Below are 17,618 nucleotides of genomic sequence, written 5' to 3' on the forward strand. Positions count from 1 at the left end.
GGTCAATCCGGCTTGGGGCTGGTTTGTTAAGGCCTCGCCGGTTTAGACTTCCTTGTCAAGGTTGTCGGGCCAGGCGGCCTCGGCCTTGCGTAAAACTCCCGAGGTGTTTTGCTCCAGTTCAGCATAGAGTTTCATGATTTTGTGAGCAGCCTCAGTGAGGATAAGGCCGCGTTTGCCCTTGGAGCCCCGTTCCACCAGGGGGAACCCCAGGCGTTTTTCCGAGGCCTTGAGTCTACCCCAGGCGGCCCGGTAGCTCATACTCAGTTCCCGGGCCGCTCCTGCCAGGGAACCGGTTTTGACCACCGCCTCCAAAAGCTTTTGGCGTCCCTCGCCAAATATGACTTCGCCGTCTCTTTCCACCCACAATTTCATACGAATCTGCAATTGCACTCACCTTTCAGCAGGTAAGGGGCCACCCGCCGAGCTAAAACCAGGCCCCCAACCTCAAGGTTGGTTGCCATGAATATCATTTCTGACATAATATAGTATCCACAATAGTAAACCATATAACTTTGCCTTGATCCAAGCAAAAGACTTTGCGTTAAAAAAGGCAAGGCCTTTTCTGTACAAGCAATTGCCTGGACTTTTAACCGGGAAAGATTGATGAAACCCTTTTTCAATGTGCAGAGCGTAGACCAGGTCCATGGCTACGCCGATCGTCTGTCCCCGCTTTCCCCGGAAATAATAAACCTCACTCAGGCCGGAGGCAGAATCCTTGCCCGGGATTTTACCTCCCCCACCGATCTTCCCGGCTTCAAGCGTTCCACCATGGATGGTTTTGCCCTTGGGAGCAGGGACACCTTTGGCGCTTCAGAGACCTCGCCCGGCTATCTTGAGATTGTGGGCGAGGTGCGAATGGGCGTTGAACCGGATTTTGAGCTCAAAAGGGGGCAATGCGCCCGCATAGGCACAGGCGGCATGCTGCCCAAAGGCGCCGACAGTGTACTCATGGTGGAACACACCCGTCTTTTGGATGACACCACCCTGGAGGTGATCAAATCAGTGGCTCCCAAAGGCAACACCATGGGGCCGAGTGACGACGCCTATTCCGGTGAGACTCTGCTGAAGGCCGGGCACAGGCTGAAGCCTCAGGATATCGGGTTGTTGGCCGCCTTGGGTCAGCTTGAGGTTCATGTGGTTAAAAGGCCCGTGGTGGGGATTGTCTCCACCGGGGACGAGGTGGTGCCTGTGGAACAGACACCCAGGCCGGGGCAGGTGCGAAATGTGAACACCTATACCTTGAGTCAGCAGGTTCTGTTTGCCGGCGGCATGCCCAGGGAAATGGGGCTGGTGGGCGATGATGAAAAGGTGCTTACCGAGAAGGTGGCTCAGTCCCTTGAGGAATGCGACCTCACCCTGTTGTCCGGCGGCTCTTCCGTTGGGGTCAGGGACCTGACAGCCAAGGTTTTTCTTTCCTTCCCCACTGCCGAACTTTTGGTTCACGGAGTGGGGGTGTCTCCGGGAAAACCCTTTATTTGGGTTGCCACGGAAAAGGGCCAGCTTTTGGGTCTGCCCGGCCAGGTAGCCTCCTGCGTAGTTGCTTTTCATGTTTTTGTGGAGCCTGTGATTGAGAGGCTTTTGGGCAGGCCGGTAAAGGCCTTTGCCCGTTTCCCTAGAAAAATCGGCTCATTGTCCAGACCGCTGCCTTCGGTCTCTGGGCGGGAGGAGTACGTGCGGGTGAGCTTTGTCGACTCAAACGATGGCCCCCTGGTTGAGCCTGTCTTTGGTAAATCGGGGTTGCTCACCACCCTGATCAAGGGCCAGGGCCTGGTAAAGGTGCCTGCGGACAGCGAGGGTATGTATGCCGGTGACCAGGTTGAGGTTATGCTCTTTCCGTGATGATTCGTGGAACATGTCCGGACCGGGCCCCCTTGGAATAATCGGGCTCCTGGTTCACAGGGGATTTAAATGCATAAAAGAAACATATATCTGAAAAAAAGACCCTTGGAAGAAGCCCGGGAACTGTTTTCCTCCGCTTTTGACTGGGGAAAAATGCTGGCTGTCCGGACCGTGGATACGGTTGACGCCCTGGGCATGATAACCGCGGAAGAGGTCTTTGCCCATTACTCCTCACCCGGCTATCATGCGGCCGCCATGGACGGAGTTGCGGTTAAGGCCTCTGACACCTATGGCGCGGATGATGAGAACCCCCTGCTCTTGAAAGAAGGGGAAAAGGTCTTTTTTGTCAATACAGGCCAACCCTTGCCCGGGGGAGCCGACGCTGTGGTCATGATAGAGGATCTGCACCAGCCCGGCTCCGGCCTGGTGGAGTTCAGGCAGGCCGCCTTTCCCTGGCAGCATGTGCGCAGGGTTGGCGAGGATATCGTGGCCGGAGAACTTCTATTCCCCAGCCGCCATAAGTTAAAGGCCGAGGATCTGGCCGCCCTTTTACAAGCCGGAGTTTTCCATTTAAAGGTTTTGGAAAAGCCCAAGGTGGCTATCATCCCCACGGGCCACGAACTCCTGGACTGGCAGGAAGCCGAGAAAAAAGCACCCGGACCAGGGGTGATAATTGAATCCAACTCGGTATTGCTGGCCGGTCTGGTGAGGGAGGCCGGGGCGGAACCCCTGGTTATGGAGCGCCAGCCGGACGACCCGGAGGTGATAAGCCGGGCAGTGGAACAAGCCGTGGAATCCTCGGCCCACATGGTGCTTTTGAATGCCGGTGCCTCGGCCGGGTCCAAGGATTTTTCGGTCCATGTCATCGGCGGCCTGGGCGAGGTTCTGGTGCACGGAGTGGCTGTAATGCCGGGCAAGCCCAGCATTTTGGGCAAGGTCAAAAATAAACCCGTGATCGGCACACCGGGCTATGCCGTCTCGGCCTGGGTGTGTTTTGACCAGTTCGTGGCCCCGGCCCTGGCCGGGATGCAAGGCCAGGCCCCGCCCCAACGCATTACCGTACAGGCCAAACCCGCCCGTCCCCTGCCTTCCAAGCTGGGGCAGGAGGAATTCCTACGGGTTCACCTGGGTCGGGTTGGGCAAAACATGGTGGCCACTCCCCTGAAAAGAGGGGCGGGCACTATAACTTCCCTGACCAGGGCGGACGGACTGATGCGAATCGGTGTCCATTCAGAGGGGCTTGAGGCTTCTGCCTTTGCCCCGGCCGAGATACTCACCTCGGAAAGGGCGCTGGAAAACACCCTGGTGGTGGTGGGCAGCCACGACATAACCCTGGACCTCCTGGCTGGTCACATGGCCAAAAAAGACCCGCTGCTAAGGGTTTCATCCTCTCATCTGGGATCTTTGGCGGGCCTTATGGCCGCCAAGGAAGGACGCAGCCATCTTGGCGGCACCCATCTGCTGGATACGGAAACAGGTGATTACAACGTAAGTTACATCAAGCGCTATCTGCCGGATCTGCCGGTTAAGCTGGTCACCCTGGCCTACAGGCAGCAGGGGATGATCGTCAAGAAAGGCAACCCCAAGGGCATTCAATCCCTCAGTGATCTTGAACGGGCCGATGTGCGTCTGGTGAACCGCCAGGCCGGTTCCGGAACCAGGGTGCTGTTGGATTACGCCCTGGCCCAGGAGGGTATGGATGCCGACAATATCAGGGGCTATTCCCAGGAGGAATACACTCATATGGCCGTGGCTGTTCAGGTATTGAGCGGCGGCGCGGACGTGGGGGTGGGCATTTTGGCGGCAGCCAAGGCCCTGGATCTGGATTTCATTCCCCTGGTTCAGGAGCGCTACGACCTGTTGATCCCCAAAGAGCATCTTGAAGATCATCGCGTTCAGGTGTTGCTTGATACCCTGGAGAATCCCGATTTTAAAAAAGCGGTTATGAAATTGGGTGGTTATGACGTCGCCCCCATGGGTCGGACAGCTTGGGAAAGCTAATTTCCTTTTGGTGACTCTCATTTGTCCGGCTTGCCCAAGGGCCTTTAAAATAAATCCCGCCGTCTCATAGAAGAAAAAGAGACGGCGGGATTTTGCTTTACATTTGACCAAATTGTGTGTCTGAACATATAATCCGCTGGGAATCAAGTAGTTAACCTGCCTGCACCTTTGCTTCCCGGCCGGGTGGAAGGTTGTTTATCGAAGGGATTGCACCTTGGAGATAACATTTGGCGGTTCACTGGATGTGGGCCTGGTCCGCACCGAGAATCAGGATGCCGTCTTTTTACCCCCAGAGGACCAGGGGCCTGTGCCGGGCCTTTTCGTGTTGGCCGACGGCATGGGCGGAGTGGCCGGGGGACGGGTGGCTTCGGAGTTGGCCACCAACACCATCCCCAGGGTTTTTGCAACCGAATCCAGGGAAAACGGACTGGAGCGGGGGCTTACCGCAGCGATCAGCGCCGCGGCTGAAGCTGTTTTTCAAAAATCCCAGGAGACTCCGGATTTCAGGGGCATGGGCACAACTGTGGTGGCAGTGGCCTTGGAGCCGGGCAGGGCAGTGGTGGCCAACGTGGGGGACAGCCGCTGCTATCTGTGGCGCAAGGGAGAGCTGACTTTAGTCACCCATGATCACTCAGTGGTTATGGAGATGGTGGATCAGGGTCAGATAACCTTGGAACAGGCCAGGGAACATCCCATGCGTAATGTGCTCACCAGGGTGGTGGGCAACCAGCCGGTGGTTGAGGTTGATCTCTTTTCCGTGGAGCTTATGCCGGATGACCAACTTTTACTGTGCTCTGACGGCCTGCACGGACCGGTTAGTGAAGAGCTGATAAGCGCTGTAATCGGCGCGGAAAACGGGCCCCGGGGAAAAACCCGGGTATTGGTGGAAGAGGCCAATCGGGCCGGTGGGCCGGACAATATTTCCGCTGTCTTAATCAATATTCAGGATCCTGGAGAAATGCCTGAAGAGGCCCGGGCAGCCTCTTTTTTGCAATTGCCTTTTTCCAGAAAAACCCTAGCCCTGGGCTTGGCCGCTGTTTTGGCCCTAGGCCTTTTGGTCTTTGCCTTTTTTTTCATTCCCCCCAAAAAGCAGGATAATAGCCACACCCCGGTAATCCACGGCAAGGTGGATGCAAAGGAACTTGATTCTGCAAAGCCTCTGCAAACCAAACCGCCTGCCAAAGCCAAACCAAGTTCCGAACTTGTTGTTCCTGGGGCTGCGGTTAAGGCAAATGAGGCAGGCCAGACTGAAGATCCTTTGGCCAGCCAGGTTAAATCTGTTGAAAAGCAGGAGTTTTCAGAAGAACCTACAGCCGATCCTCCCCCAAAAAAACTTACTGAAAAAGATTCTGGTCATAAAGAACCGCAAAACGCCCCTGAACCAAAAGAGACTTCTCCAGGCCTCTCTCCCGAGGAGGGGGAAAACAATAAAGGCCTTGAGGCGCTTTCTTCTTTGGCTCCTGAACTGCAAAAAGACCCCATGCTGGTCGACCATATCTGGAAGGACGGAGGGGGGAGCCAAAATTGGCGTCAAATAGGGGCATATGCCAAAACAGCGAACCTTAAAAAAGACCTTGAGATAGTCAGAAAAGTCCTGGCCGGGGACAAGAGGGTGAAACTGGTTTGGACCATTGCCCCGGCCAAAGGGAAAAGCCCCATGCTGTATCGGCTGTTACTCGGCAATTCAAAGAAAAAAGGCCTTAAAAAATCCCTTTCGGCTCTTGGGCGCAAAGGGGTGAAGCCTTTGGACCCTCCCAACCTTTTGGCTGGTGGAGGGCGTTATTCTTTTGTTTTGTCCAGGGTAAAAGACCTTAAGCAGGCCAAACCGGCATCTTCTCCCGAGCTGAACCTGGTTTTTCTTGCCGGTGGGATGGCGGATCAGGCCCAGATTCGCACTGTCACAGATATTGTAAAAAGCGGTTATCCGGGTGGTTTGTTGTTAATGGATTATGGGGCAGGCAGGGAAAAGACCCTGTCTTTGGCCTTAATGGCCGCGGATATTCTCGGTCACAAACGGGTTTTTCTATACAGGAGTAAACGAAAGACTCGCAGCAAGGACTCTCAATTGCTGGTTCCCCGTAAAATGGTGAGGGATTTCTGCATGAACGTCACCGCCGCCCTGCCTGTGATATCAGATTTGCCTTTGACCAGAAGGGCCAGTCTGATCATGATAAAAGGCGTAAATTAAGCAAAGGCCCGGCCCTGGTGTAAAAAACCGGGGCCTGGCCTTTTGGTTTGCATACGGAAGGACCCTTTCGGGCAGGCAAAGCCTGTAGATCTCCCGCCGAAAGATCAGCTTTTCAGCGCCGTTTCCAACGCCTTGAATAAACGCTTTTGTTCTTCTGTGGTGGTGACTGCAAAACGCAGGTGACGGGGGCCGCAGCCGGGAAATGATTGGCAGTCCCTTACCAACACCCCTTGCTCGGCGGTTCGGCTGGAGACAATATCCGCGGTGGGCGCTGTGTGGGGCAGCCTGGTGAGTAGATAATTAACCTGGCTGGGATAAACCACAAGCCCCATTCCGGTGAGCTTTCCCTTCATTTCTTCCCGCCACTTGTCCACGGCTTTTCTGGTTTTTAAAGCATATTCGTTTTGAGCCAGGCAATAGATCCCCGCGTCATGGGCCGGAGTGTTGACACTCCATGGTTCGCCCAAGGGCTCGATATGGGCCAGGGTGTCTGTGTGCCCCATCATGTAACCCAGGCGCAGCCCGGCCAGGCAATAGAACTTGGTCATGCTGCGCAGCACAATAAGCCTGGGGTATTTTTGAACCAGGGGCGGCGACCATTTTCTGGCCTGGTCCGGGGCAAAGTCAATAAAGGCTTCATCCACAATCATCCAGGTGCGCCTTGCCATGGCCTGGGCAAGCAGAGTGTCTAAAAACTCCCTTTCCACCAAAGTGCCGGTGGGGCTTACCGGATTGGTCAGCACCACACAGGAAGGGTCATGGGCCCATATTCGGTCTATATCCACTGTGGTGGGGGTGAAGTTTTGGCTTTCACTGATAGACAGAAAATGAAAATGGCGTCCGGTCAGGGCCATGGAGCGGGGGAATTCCCCGAATGAGGGGGCCAGGATCAATATGGTCTTGAGATCCAGGGCGCGGGACAACAGACGTATCAGGGCGGTGGAGCCGTTGCCTACAATCAGGTTTTTACTGTTAAGGCCCAGTTGCTTGGCCAGGGCCTCTTTTAAAAGGGTGTTGTGTCTGTCCGGATAGTGGCAGATTCGTTTAAAGGATTGGGCCAGGATTTTGTCGAGTCCCGCGGGCGGTCCCAAGGGGTTTAAGGAAGCGGACAGGTCCAGAATTCTATCCGGGTTCACTTCCAGACGACGGGCGGCTCCCCATATGTCGCCGCCGTGAAAGGCTGCCTGCCCGGTTAAGCCTGGATTAGTGATATGTTTATGCTCAGGCAAGAATTCACTCCAAAACCCGTTTCAAAACAGGTGGTGAAAGGTTTTTTGCCTTTTAAGGCAGATGCCATGGGGTGCGCCCATGGAAAAGAGGATCACCTGTGAGAAAAGTCGGCTTCTTAAGGATCCTCTTTTTACTTTTCGGTTCAACTTTGAATGTGCTGAGGCCTGAAATCCTGGCGTCTCAGCCCATGCCGGTTCATTTTCATGTAAAGGGTTTTAGGGTTTATGCCTGCTGCCTTGGCGGATTCCCCTATTTTACCATGGTGCTTTCTTAATATTGATTCCAGATAAAGGCGCTCGCATGAACCCATAAAATCAGCCAGGCTTTGGGTTGAAGACTCCCATTGCCCATCCGGCGGCATGTTGATCTCCGGCAAGGGCAGGTCCTGGCTGTCCCGGGGCAGGTCAAATTGCTGTATCACCTCTCCCTGGGTGAGGATCACGCTTCTCTCCACCGTATGTTCCAGTTCGCGCACATTGCCGGGCCAGTCATGCCTTTCAAGCTGGGCCATAGCGTTTGGTGAAATGCCCTTGATGTTTCGGTCGTACTTGATGGCGAACCTTTTCAGGAAATTATCGGCCAGAATTGATATATCACCCGGCCTGTGCCTTAAAGGGGGAATATGCAGGTGGATGACGTTAAGCCTGTAGAAAAGGTCTTGTCTGAAGATTCCTTCCAAGACAGCCTTTTCCAGGTCGCGGTTGGTGGAGGCTATGATCCTCACATCGGCATGGCGTATTTTGGTTCCGCCCACCCGCTCAAAATTAAAGCTCTGTAAAAATCTAAGCATCTTGGATTGCATATCCAGCGGCATCTCCCCGATTTCATCCAGAACCAGGGTGCCTCCGTCGGCTGTCTCCACCCTGCCTATCTTGCGGGCCACCGCCCCGGTAAAGGAGCCCCTTTCATGGCCGAATAGTTCACTTTCTATCAATGTTGCCGGGATGGATGCGCAGTTGATCTCCACATAGGGCCTGGGGCTTCTGGGGCTGGTGTTGTGGATGGCCCTGGCCAAGACTCCCTTGCCCGTACCGGTTTCTCCGCTGATCAAAACTGTAACGTCTGTGGCCGCCGCTGTTTGGGCCAGGCGGCAGATCTCAATCATGCGTTCGTCGCTGGTGATTACATCAGCCAGTGAGTGTTTTTTTCCGGATTTCAGGCTGGCCACTTCCCTGGTGAGGCGACGGTGTTCCAGGCACCGGTTCAGGGCATGGCGCACCTCACCCTCGGTAAAGGGCTTGCGTAGGTAGTCTGCCACTCCCAGGCGCAGTGCGGTTATGGCGTCTTCAATGTCGCTGAAAGCGGTCATTAAAATATACTGGCTCTCAGGATGCCGCTTTTTCATTTCAGTAACCAGGGTGAGGCCGTCTGTATCCGGCATGCGCATGTCTGTCAACACAACATCGAAATTATGGCGGTCCATGGCGGTCAGCGCCTGGGAGGCCCGGCTGGCGCTTTCAACCTCAAAATCCTGTTTTAAAAAGTTTTTTATCCTCTCCAGGGTGGACCACTCATCGTCCAGGATCAAGACCCTGGGACGCCAGGGCCCGGGCGCGTCCTGGGTTTCGGCTTGGTATTTCGGGGGATTGGTCATCTGCGCACTTTCCCTTAGGGCCGGATGTTAACGGCTTTTGGGGGGTGTGATATTTTTACCCCGGCGCCGGTTTTTAAAACCTGGTTCAGACTGTCTGCCAAAGGTCTTAAGGCCTTTGGGCTTGAGCCAGTCATGCGCTTTTGATCTTGCTGCCTATTTTATACCGTCAGAGCCCGGTTAAGTAAAAACAGGTTAAGGTAAAAGTCAAGGGCAAGGAAAGGAAATACGGGTCGCATACAGGCAGTTCGTCAACAGTCTTTAGGTTCTAGAAGGCCTCTAGCGCCTTTAAGAACCCTGGCGGCAAGCTTTGTGGGGCCGCTGTTATACTGCCCCACAAAAGGTATGTAAACCAAAAGGCGCACCCCGGACCGGCCTGGAGAACCCTTTCTCCAAACACCCGCAGCGGCTGTCGGTTATTGGTCCAGGTCATAGACTGCCTGGTATTTTTTCCCGTCTTTGGTTTTGGTGAGTTTACTGCCGAACCGTTTGTGCAGGGCCACCATGCCCTTGTTTTCCGCCATAAGATAGCCCCACAAGCGTTTTAAACCCCGTTTCTTACCGGTTTCAATGGCCACATTCATGAGCATGGCCCCTATGCCTTGTTCCTGCCAGGGGTCTCCCACCACAATGGCCCATTCCGCACTGACTCCGTCCGGATCTCCCGATAGCCTGGTGAGCCCCACCATGGTGGGTTTGTGGCCGGAAAGATCAAGTGCCACCAGGGCCAGATCCCGGTCATAGTCAACCTGGGTGAAACGCACCAGGGTGTCTCTGTCTAAAACAGTCACCTTGCGTAAGAATCGGTTGTAAATGCTTTTTTGGCTCATGGTTTCAAATAGTTCCAGCATCATGGGCGCGTCTTCCGGCTTTATGGGGCGGATAAAGAGCTTGTGACCGGTTTTGGTCTCCCGAAAACCTTCGTACTCAGCCGGGTAGGGGCTTATGGACAGATGCAGGGGAGAAGGCTCCGCAGCGGGCGAAATCATCACCCTGGCGTCTAAGGCGGAAGCCCATCCCGGGGTGAGCAAAAGGGGATTTATATCCAACTCGGCTATCTCAGGCAGATCTATGACCAGTTGACTTAAGCGGACCATTATTTCTTCCAATTGGTCCAGGTTGACCTTGGCGATGTTTCTGTAGCCCTTCAACAGGCGGTAGACTTTGGTTTCCTCTATCATGCGCCTGGCCAGAAGGTGGTTCAGGGGGGGCAGGCCAATAGCCCGGTCCTTGAAAAGTTCGGTCATGACCCCGCCCATGCCGAACATGATAACCGGCCCGAAATCCGGATCTCTTTTCACTCCCAGGATAACCTCCTGGCCCTTTTGACGTATCATGGGCTGAATGGTGACCCCGCCGAAGTGGGCCTCAGGATCGTATTCACGGGTGGCCGCCTGAATGGTATTAAAGGCCTTGACCACCTCATTTTCATTGCGAAGATCAAGGACCACACCGCCCATATCTGATTTATGGGTGATGGTTTTGGAGTGAAGCTTGACCACCACCGGAAAGCCCATCTCCGCAGCCATGGCCCTGGCTTCCTTGGCGCTTTCGGCCACCTTGGCCAGGGTGGCCGGTATGCCGTAGGCCCTGAGAAGGTTTTTGGAGTCCACTTCGGTCAGAAGGCTTTCTTTGTTTTCCAGGGCCCTTGTTGCGATCTCCCTGGCTTTTTGGGGATCTATGGCCGCATTCTGGCTGGTCTCCGAGGGGATTTCCTGCAGCATTTCCTGGTTGCGGCCATAGGTGTACATGTAGTGAAAGGCCCTTATGGCCCCTTCGGGATTGGGGTAGGTTGGGATCCCGCTTTGGTTCAGGATTTTTCGACCGGCTTCCATTTCCTTGCCGCCGAGCCAAACCGCAAAGGTGGGGAAGTCGAGATCAAAAAGCGCCTCAGCGATATCCTTGGCAAACTCCACTGAAGAGAACATGGCCATTGGCGGCAGCATAATCAAAACTGCGTCAAAGTCCTTGGAATGGCAGCAGATATCTATGGCCTTTTTAAAGGTTTCCGGCGTGGCCGCGCCGGTTAGGTCCATGGGGTTTGATTTACTCCATATGGGCGGGCAGATGGCGTCTAATTTGGCAAAGGTCTCTTCACTCAAAGGAGCGGGTTCCAGGCCATAGGAGGCCAGGTAGTCTGCCGCCATCACACCGGGGCCTCCGGCGTTGGTGACAATGGCCAGCCTGGGACCCTTGGGCCGGGGTTGCTTGGCCATCAGCTCCGCGCAGCCAAAGAGGTCGCCCAAGGTGTCCACCCGTACAATACCCGCCCTTTTAAAGGCGGCGTCATAGACAGCGTCTTCACCCACCAGGGAGCCGGTGTGGCTTTGGGCGGCCTTGGCTCCAGCCTGGGAGCGGCCGCTTTTCAAGACCACTATGGGTTTGACTCGGGAGACGGCCCTGGCCGCGCTGATGAATTTACGGTGGTTGTTGATCATCTCCACATAGAGCAGGATGCTTTTCACCTCGGGGTCGTTGCCCAGGTAGTCGATCAGGTCGCCGAAATCAACATCCAGCATGGAGCCGATGCTGATGAAGTGGGAAAATCCCATCTGTTCCTGGGCTGCGAAATCCAGAACAGAGGTGCAGACAGCCCCGCTTTGGGAAATAAAGGCCAGGTTGCCGGGATTGGCCATGATATGGGCAAAGCTGGCGTTCATATTGGCCTGGGAGCTGACCACCCCGAGGCAGTTGGGGCCGACGACCCTGACACCGCCTTTTTCGGCAATGGCCAGGATTTCCTTTTCCAGGGCCTCGCCCTCGGGGCCAACTTCCTTGCCTCCGGCCGAGATGATTACTGTTCCGCCTATGCCCAGGTCAACGCATTGCTGCATGATTGCCGGTACGGTTTTTATGTTGGTGCAGATTACCGCGCAGTCAATGGGCTTTTTAACCATCTGAAGGCTGCTGAAGGCCTTAATGCCCATGATCTCCGGTTTTTTGGGATGAATGGGGTAGATATCGCCTTTAAATCCGCCTTTGATCAGGTTGTGCACCAGGGATCTGCCCAGGCTTTTGGGGCGATCCGTGGCCCCCACTACGGCAATGCTTTGAGGTTTCAGGATCTTGTCCAGGTTGTAAAGGCTCATGATCTGCTCCCGGCCGCTTCTTCGGCCAGCTTGTGACACGTAGTGTTACCGGTTTGGTCAAAAGGTCGATTGTTATTCGGACCTTTGACTACTTTTCCCGAGGGTGTTTTTAAAAAAACGAGCGGTTTTAAACTGTTTAAAAAAATAACGTATGTTTCAAGCATAGCAAATTGTTGACAAATGCGCCTGTTCAATCCTTTTAACCTTTGCCGCCCTATTGCAAGGAAAAGGGGGCGGACAGGTGGCTTGGACCAGGCTGAAATATACGGTCCCCAAAGGCGGCACCAGATTCTAAGCCTATATGCCCTTGTATGCAAGTGGACAAGCTGGGGAGTTGGTAAAAGGTTTAAACAGCCGAAAACGGCTCCAGAGAAAAATGGACGTAGCATATTGAGGCTGCTATATTTACGAAATGTTTTTCAAACAGCTTGAACCGGAAAAGATCGGCCAGAAGAAACCCCATGTAAAAGAGGGCAGGATAGCTGTGCGCTATGCTTTCAGGGGCGCCCAAAAGCCCCAGGTGAGCGGCGGTGAGTTTTCCGGGCCGTTTTCTTTTTACGGCACGGAGAGGCCCTTGGTCAAAAAGGGGCTTTTTTCAGGGGATCTCTGTTTTTACGCGGCCAATAAGGGACTGGTTCAAGGGGGGGAGTTCACCGGGAAAAGCGCCTTTATGGGCAGCCACGACACCAAAGTGGAAGACGGCTCCTTCAGCGGGGAATGGGCTTTTTGCGAAAGCAACGAGGCTTTGGTCAGCGGAGGGGCCTTCTCGGGCTTTGAGGCCTTTACCGAATCCAATCAGACCCGTATTCAGGGCGGTGAGTTCACAGGCAGCCTTTTCGGGCTGTTGGCCAAGGGCATGCTCATTACCGGCGGCCGTTTCACAGGCGATCAAGCCCTTAGGGGCAGCGTTCAGGCCCTTGTCCTGGGAGGGGAATTTTTCGGTGAACGAACCTTTGTGGAGGCTGAGCAGCTGTTGCTTGTCCTGGACCGGCATCTTGAGGAAGTGGTGCTGCCTAAAAGCGGGGTTTTGGCTGTCAGAAGCATTGGGAAACTGATCCGGGACCCGGACAAACCGGGAAACGCCCTGGTTCTGGCCCTTGAGGTGGGACAGGGAAAAGAGCATGCCCGGATTGTTTCCGCAGAAGATCTTCCCCTGGGTGTCAAGGACCCGGCCCTGGCTCTGGCCGCGCTTGAAGAGCTTAAGAAAAAATTCGGCCGGAGCTGATCAGGCCAACCTGCTTTTAGTAAATTAATTCCGGGAAGACGGGGCGTTATCCTTTCTTTTTCTAACTCCTGCCCTGGATAAAAATGCCTAAGAACAAGATAAAAAAAATATTGCCCGTAGTTTTGCCGGTGGGAGGCGGCAAAGGGGGGACAGGCAGGAGTCTGGTCACTGCCAACCTGGGGCTTATCCTGGCCCGTCTGGAACATAAAGTGGTTTGTGTGGATGCGGACCTGGGCGGATCAGATTTGCACAACCTTTTGGGGCTTGAGAATGACCTGGCCGGTTTGGGAGAAGTGCTGGCCGATAAAAACCTCACTGTTGACCAGGTGGTTCATCCGGTTCTGGAACCGGATTTCAGCTTTTTGCCCGGCGACGCCATGATGGTGGCCACTGCCAACCCGGTTTTTCAAAAAAAACGTAAACTGCTCCACGACCTCGGGAAATTGCCCTGTGAGTTTCTACTCATGGATCTGGGAGGAGGCACCAGCATAACGGTGCTGGATTTTTTTCTGGCCAGCCCTCTCTCCCTGGTGTTGATGTTGCCGGAAAAACCCTCCGCCCTGGCGGCCTTTAACTTTATAAAAAACGCCTTGTTCCGGGCCATGGACCGTATTTTCCGTCAGAACAACCGCACCAAGGCTGTTTTGGAGGAATACAGGCGGCGGGGCAGGGGGCCGGGAAGTGTCAAGCTCTTTGAGCTGGTGATGGCCCTGGAAAAGGCCAAACCGGGTGAAGGGAAGAGGGCCAGGGAGATAATCAAACAGATGCGCCCCAAACTTTTGCTGAACCGGGTGAAGCAGGTCGATGATTTTGTTTATGCCCAGCAACTGGAAAAGTGGGTTGCCACTGACCTGGGAGTGCCTTTGGAAACCCTGGGCTTTTTGCCTGAGGATGAAAATCTGCAACAAGCCGCTAAAAAAGGGGTGGCGGCCATGGATTTTGATCCCGCCTCGCCTTTCTGTAGAGCCCTCACCCTGATAGGCCTTAAATTGAGCCCTTGGGCGGGCAGGGTTTCTGAATATCAGGAGCACAAGGACTATAAAGACAGCTTTGGCCGGGCCGCCACGGAATTCGCTCCTTTTTTCCCGCCGCCGGTTTAGAACAACCGCATAATTCGAGCCATCTTGTCAAAACGTGTTTTTGACAAGTGGTATCCGTCAAAGTCCAGGAGGACTTTGACGGCAGTATAACACGGGCCAAGGACGGCCCGTCGAATTGAGAGGCTTTCCTAAGCCGACCAATTCGAGCCATCTTGTCAAAACGTGTTTTTGACAAGCGGCATCCGTCAAAGTCCAGGAGGACTTTGACGGCAGTAATTAGACCCGTTTCAGGCGATCTGCTATATCAAATTCCATCTCAGCCAAGGGGCGTCTGCGCAGGCGGTGGGGTAGGGCCAAGAGGGCGGCCTGGTCCACATCCTTGAGTTCCACCTGGTTCCTTTGTTCCAGTGCGGCCAGGGTGACGGCAGTCTTCAGCATGGTCAGGTCACCGCGGTGGCCGTCGACCTCAAGCGCAAGACTGATAGCCACCACCCGGTCGATTATGGCCTGGCTGTATTCCACTTTAGGTAAAAGGTCTCTGGCTCGGGCCAGTTCCTTGGTGAGGGCCTCTCCTTCGGCCTCATAGGAACGGCTGAATTCATAGGGGTCTTTTTCGTATAATAAACGCAATTTAATCACTTTTTGGCGGCTGTTCGGGTCTGTCAGGCCCCTAACCTGAACACAAAGCCCAAAGCGGTCGGTGAGCTGGGGCCTCAGCTCGCCTTCTTCGGGGTTCATGGTTCCCACCAGGGTGAAGCGGGCCGGGTGGCTCACGCTCATCGCTTCCCTTTCAACCGTGTTGACCCCCATGGCGGCTGCGTCCAAAAGCGCATCCACCAGATGGTCGTCCAAAAGGTTCACCTCGTCCACATAAAGGAGTTGGCGGTTGGCCGCGGCCAGGATTCCCGGTTGAAACCTGGTTTGTCCCTCTTTCAATGCGGTCTCCAGGTCCAGGGTTCCCAAGAGCCGGTCCTCCGTGGCCCCCACCGGCAGCTCCACCACCCTTACCCTGCGGGTGTCGGCTTCCAGTTTTTCCCCTTTTTCCAGCCTGGTCAGGCAATCCTGGCACATGGTTTTGGGATCATGGGGGTTGCAGCCGTAGGCGCAGCCTGTAACCACCTCCTGTTCCGGCAGAAGCTCGGCCAGGGCCCGCACTGCCGTGGATTTGGCGGTTCCCTTTTCCCCCCTGATCAGGACCCCGCCTATGGAGGGATTCACCAGGTTGGCCTTAAGGGCCAGTTTCATATTTTCCTGACCCACCAGGGCGGCAAAGGGATATATGGGCTGTTTTTGTATTTTTGCTTGCATGGCCAATCCTAAAATTGGGCGCGGACCAGGTCCAGGACCCCTTCCGCGGTGAGTTTGCCCAAAGAAACGCATTTGGCCCCCATATATTGGGCCATGGGCTGACAGAGGTTTATCTCCTGTACATTACCAGTGTCTGTGTCCACAATCACATAATTGGGCCGGGGATCGTTAGCCATGGCCTTGGCCAGGTTCAACACCTCCCGGTCCGCATATCCGCCGTCTCCCCAGCCGTCTCCCCAGCCGCCGCCTTTTTGCCCCGCTGATTTTCCGAGTTCCGAGGCGTTTAAGGGCACATTGGGGCGTCCATCGGTCAAGATCACCACCAAAGGGGTGAGGCCAGGATCCCTCGTCATTTCCCTGGCCAGGACCTCTGACACAGCCACCAGCCCGGCGGCCAGGGGGGTTTTGCCACCGGTGGGAAGCTCGGCCAGCATGCGCCTGGCCACCTCCACGCTGGAAGTGGGAGGCAAAAGCACCTTGGCCGAAACTCCGCCAAAGGCAACCAGGCCCACCCTGTCTCTTTTTTGGTAGGCCTCGGTCAGAAGCCCCAATATGGCGGCCTTGGTGGTGGACATGCGGGTGGCCGCGTTCATGGAGCCCGACGCATCCACACAAAACAGGACCAGACGCCCTTTTTTGGCGGAACGCACTTTTTCCCTGATATCCGGTTTGCGCACCACCAGGGCCGGTCCGCCCTTTACCCGCCGGTTTTTCTGATGGGGGGCGGCTGCCCTTACCGTGGCGTCCAGGGCCAGGGGCCTGCCCAGGATTTTGGGAGAGGCCCTGAGATAGCGGCCCCGGTCGCCGACTGACTCCCTGGCATGGCGGCGGCCTGTCTGCACCCTGCTGGTCCCCTCCCGGGCCGGAAGCCTGGTGCCCACCGGCGTGACAGGGCCGGGCTCAAGCAGGAAAAGCGTTCTTTCGTCGCCTTGCCTTACTGCCTGGTCCGAGTTTTCCAACTCCCGGTCAACCTTAACCACCCGAACAGGCTCCTGGTCTTCTTCCTTGGGCAGAGAATGGGAGAGGCGCAGGCTGGGCTGCGCGGCCTGATTCAGGTCCCTTACAGGGGTGCGATGGGCCAGGGCCAGAGGAGCGGTCTGATTCACCATCTCAAGGGAAACTTCTTTTGCCCCTTGCCAGGCCGCCAGGGCCCGTGCCGCCTTGATGCAGGACAGCTCGCCCCTTTGTCCCATGGTCATCATGGAGCCTGCCAGCTCACTGGCCAGGGCGCGGGCCCGGGCAGGGACCTGGATAAGGGGTAAATGTTTTCTGGCCAGAATCAGGCGCTGGCGCAATTTGATCTCGGTCGGGGCCCATTTGTTGCGAAAGGCGCTTGCGTCTTTTTCAAAGGCCATTCTGCGGATGAGCACTTCTTTGCGTAAACTCGGCTCCCTTTCTCCTATCACATCCACACTGAGGCCGAATCGGTCCAGAATTTGTGGCCCCAAGGGGCCTTCCTCAGGGTTGCAGCTCGCCACCAGGGCGAATTGGGCGGGATGGGTGAAGCTTATCCCTTCCCGCTCCACCACCACCCGGCCGCTGGCGCAGGCATCCAAAATGGTATGAATGACATGGGCAGGCAAAAGGTTGATTTCATCAATATATAAAACCCCCCGGTGAGCCTTGGCCAAAAGCCCGGGTTTGAGTTTCTGCCTGCCCCTTTGCACAGCCTCTTCAATATCCATGGAACCCAGCACCCGGTCGCTGGTGGCCCCCAGGGGAAGATCCACAAATGGAGTCAAGGCGGTTTCAACGGGCAGGGGGGGAGCAAGTTTTTGGCAATAGGGACATAAAGGCCCGTTTGGGTCGCAGCCCACCGGACACCCCTTGACTATTTCCAAAGGCGGCAAGACCGAGGCCAATGCCCTGGAGGCTGTGGATTTGGCGGTTCCCTTTTCCCCCCTTAAAAGCACTCCGCCCAGGCTCAAGTCTATGGCTCCCAGGATAAGGGCCTGCTTAAGGGGTCCCTGGCCGCAGATGGCTGAAAAGGGATACCCGCTGAAGGCTTGGCGGGGAAATGGGGTTTGTTGGCTCATGTTCCGGCTCTTTTAATGTTTTTTAATCACGGGGCGGGACCCCTGTTTGCCCATTTAAAGCAAGGCGTGAC

At 55.4% G+C, this 17,618-nt stretch carries 11 protein-coding genes; 5 read left to right on the forward strand and 6 right to left on the reverse strand.

Annotation, left to right across the window (positions count from 1 at the left end; translation table 11 throughout):
• Nucleotides 1-42: 42 nt before the first annotated feature.
• On the reverse strand, nucleotides 43-384 hold the full coding sequence (locus X474_RS22405; protein WP_197282230.1) for a winged helix-turn-helix domain-containing protein: 342 nt from the start codon (nucleotides 382-384) through the stop codon (nucleotides 43-45).
• A 219-nt stretch (nucleotides 385-603) separates the two neighbouring features.
• On the opposite strand from X474_RS22405, the gene X474_RS22415 reads away from it, so the two are divergent.
• The 3 genes from X474_RS22415 (at nucleotide 604) to X474_RS22425 (ending at nucleotide 6,028) form a co-directional block, all read left to right on the forward strand.
• The gene (locus X474_RS22415; protein ID WP_044352106.1) at nucleotides 604-1,839 is read left to right on the forward strand and encodes a molybdopterin molybdotransferase MoeA; all 1,236 of its coding nucleotides are present in this window, start codon (nucleotides 604-606) and stop codon (nucleotides 1,837-1,839) included.
• Nucleotides 1,840-1,908: 69 nt separating this feature from the next.
• Nucleotides 1,909-3,840, forward strand: a complete 1,932-nt coding sequence (locus X474_RS22420) for a molybdopterin biosynthesis protein (RefSeq protein ID WP_044352108.1) — start codon at nucleotides 1,909-1,911, stop codon at nucleotides 3,838-3,840.
• A 214-nt stretch (nucleotides 3,841-4,054) separates the two neighbouring features.
• Nucleotides 4,055-6,028: a Stp1/IreP family PP2C-type Ser/Thr phosphatase gene (locus X474_RS22425; RefSeq protein WP_052515518.1), complete on the forward strand. Its 1,974-nt coding sequence runs from the start codon at nucleotides 4,055-4,057 to the stop codon at nucleotides 6,026-6,028.
• Between the two features lie 104 nt (nucleotides 6,029-6,132).
• On the opposite strand, the gene cobD is transcribed toward X474_RS22425, so the two are convergent.
• The 3 genes from cobD to X474_RS22440 all read right to left on the reverse strand — a co-directional run bounded on the left by cobD (nucleotide 6,133) and on the right by X474_RS22440 (nucleotide 11,938).
• Nucleotides 6,133-7,257, reverse strand: a complete 1,125-nt coding sequence (gene cobD, locus X474_RS22430; RefSeq protein WP_052515519.1) for a threonine-phosphate decarboxylase CobD — start codon at nucleotides 7,255-7,257, stop codon at nucleotides 6,133-6,135.
• A 143-nt stretch (nucleotides 7,258-7,400) separates the two neighbouring features.
• On the reverse strand, nucleotides 7,401-8,852 hold the full coding sequence (locus X474_RS22435) for a sigma-54-dependent transcriptional regulator (protein WP_044352109.1): 1,452 nt from the start codon (nucleotides 8,850-8,852) through the stop codon (nucleotides 7,401-7,403).
• A gap of 413 nt (nucleotides 8,853-9,265) precedes the next feature.
• A complete protein-coding gene (locus X474_RS22440; protein WP_044352110.1) occupies nucleotides 9,266-11,938 on the reverse strand; it encodes a bifunctional acetate--CoA ligase family protein/GNAT family N-acetyltransferase in 2,673 nt (890 codons plus the stop codon).
• A 412-nt stretch (nucleotides 11,939-12,350) separates the two neighbouring features.
• Here X474_RS22440 and X474_RS22445 point away from each other — a divergent pair, with 412 nt between their 5' ends.
• Nucleotides 12,351-13,163 carry a DUF3737 family protein gene (locus tag X474_RS22445; RefSeq protein WP_044352111.1) on the forward strand — a complete coding sequence of 271 codons (813 nt, stop codon included), beginning with the start codon at nucleotides 12,351-12,353 and terminating at the stop codon, nucleotides 13,161-13,163.
• 83 nt (nucleotides 13,164-13,246) lie between these two features.
• The gene (locus X474_RS22450) at nucleotides 13,247-14,263 is read left to right on the forward strand and encodes a MinD/ParA family ATP-binding protein (protein ID WP_044352112.1); all 1,017 of its coding nucleotides are present in this window, start codon (nucleotides 13,247-13,249) and stop codon (nucleotides 14,261-14,263) included.
• Nucleotides 14,264-14,479: 216 nt separating this feature from the next.
• On the opposite strand, the gene X474_RS22455 is transcribed toward X474_RS22450, so the two are convergent.
• A complete protein-coding gene (locus tag X474_RS22455) occupies nucleotides 14,480-15,511 on the reverse strand; it encodes a magnesium chelatase ATPase subunit I (RefSeq protein WP_044352218.1) in 1,032 nt (343 codons plus the stop codon).
• Between the two features lie 8 nt (nucleotides 15,512-15,519).
• Complete coding sequence (locus X474_RS22460) at nucleotides 15,520-17,547, reverse strand: VWA domain-containing protein (protein ID WP_044352113.1); 2,028 nt, start codon at nucleotides 17,545-17,547, stop codon at nucleotides 15,520-15,522.
• Nucleotides 17,548-17,618: the final 71 nt, after the last annotated feature.

Origin of the sequence: Dethiosulfatarculus sandiegensis (assembly GCF_000931935.2) — a bacterium.
Classification (GTDB): Bacteria; Desulfobacterota; Desulfarculia; order Desulfarculales; family Desulfarculaceae; genus Dethiosulfatarculus; species Dethiosulfatarculus sandiegensis.